Source organism: Bradyrhizobium sp. Arg816 (assembly GCF_029989365.1).
GTDB lineage: Bacteria > Pseudomonadota > Alphaproteobacteria > Rhizobiales > Xanthobacteraceae > Bradyrhizobium.
The window spans coordinates 1-1,559 of the sequence record NZ_JAPRAQ010000071.1; the positions used below are offsets into that span (position 1 = coordinate 1).

A 1,559-nucleotide genomic window follows, 5' to 3' on the forward strand; every position below is an offset into this window, starting at 1 on the left:
GATCAACTGCCGCGCCGACGTCAACCAGCTGCTTCCGCTGAAGTACAAATGGGCCTGGGAGAAGTATCTCTCAGGCTGCAACAATCACTGGATGCCGACCGAAGTCTCGATGCAGGCCGACATCGCGCTATGGAAGTCGCGGGACGGGCTGACGGAGGACGAGCGGCGCGCGATCAAGCGCAATCTCGGCTTCTTCGCGGCCTCTGAATCGCTCGTCGCCAACAACATCGTGCTGGCGATCTACCGTCACCTCACCAATCCGGAGTGCCGGCAGTACCTCCTTCGGCAGGCCTTCGAGGAGGCGGTGCACACTCACACCTTCCAGTATATCGTCGAAAGCCTCGGCCTCGACGAGGGCGAGCTGTTCAACATGTACCGCGAGGTGCCGTCGATCACCGGAAAGGCGGCATGGGCGCTCAAGCACACCCAGCATCTGGACGACCCGTCGTTCCAGACCGGCACGCCGAACAATGATCGTGCCTTCCTGCGCGATCTCGTCTCCTTCTACGTCGTGTTCGAGGGGATGTGGTTCTACACGGGCTTCGCGCAGATACTGTCGCTCGGCCGCCGCAACAAGATGGTCGGCATCGCCGAGCAGTACCAGTACATCCTGCGTGACGAGAGCATCCATCTGAACTTCGGTATCGACGTGATCAACCAGATCAAGATCGAGAATCCGCATCTATGGACGCCAGCATTCCAGGACGAGATTCGCGGCATGATCCGTGACGCGGCCGAGTTGGAGGCCGCCTACGGCCGCGATACCATGCCGCGCGGCTTCCTCGGGCTGAATGCGGCGCTGTGCGAGCAGTACATGCGCTTTATCGCCAACCGCCGCTGCGCGCAGATTGGGCTCGCGCCTGTCTTTGCCGAGGGGGAAAACCCGTTCCCGTGGATGTCGGAGGCGATGGACCTAAAGAAGGAGAAGAATTTCTTCGAGACGCGGGTGATTGAATATCAGAATGGCGGAGCGCTCAGTTGGGACTGAGCGTCCGGTCACGATGGCGACCAGTACCTTCTCCCAATAGAAATCGCAAATCGTTACGCCTCGAACAGGACGTGCCGGATTGCATCTCCGAACCTACCTATTCGAGGCAGCGACGGTCCTTCTCTATCGGACAAAAAAATGGTCTTCCCTCAAGGCCTGGGGAATGAAGCTCGTGAAGCGGGTCGGTTTGCAAAAGGCAAAGGTCGCCATTGCCCGCAAGATCGCTGTGATCCTCCACTGCATTTGGGTGGATGGCACGTCGTTCGACTGGGGCCACGCGCCGGCCTGACCTTATTCTGCAAGTTCCTGGCCCGGTCCGCCGGGCCCGGTGATGTCCCGCTGGGACGGTGGTCGTGGTGACCTCGGTCATCGGCTGGTGGCGGGCTCGCCCGCACGCCGTTGCAAACGATGAGGCACCCGATCCGGACATCATCATGAGGCGCCTGCGACCTCGGAAAATGAAATGGACGCCTCCCTCCCAAATCGGTAGGAGCGGCAACGAGCGAGCCAACTGGGCAGAGAGGCATCAAAGATGCCCGAGTCAGCGAGCTCTTGAAGCAAAATCGGAGGA

Annotated in this window: 1 protein-coding gene and 1 pseudogene; both read left to right on the top strand. The window is 60.3% G+C overall.

Annotation, left to right across the window (positions count from 1 at the left end; genetic code table 11):
- On the top strand, positions 1–988 hold a 988-nt coding region (locus OWC48_RS45840; protein ID WP_282525900.1), incomplete at its 5' end, for a ribonucleotide-diphosphate reductase subunit beta.
- Positions 989–1,076: 88 nt separating this feature from the next.
- A pseudogene (locus tag OWC48_RS45845) lies at positions 1,077–1,277 on the top strand (IS110 family transposase); the annotation flags it as partial.
- Positions 1,278–1,559: the final 282 nt, after the last annotated feature.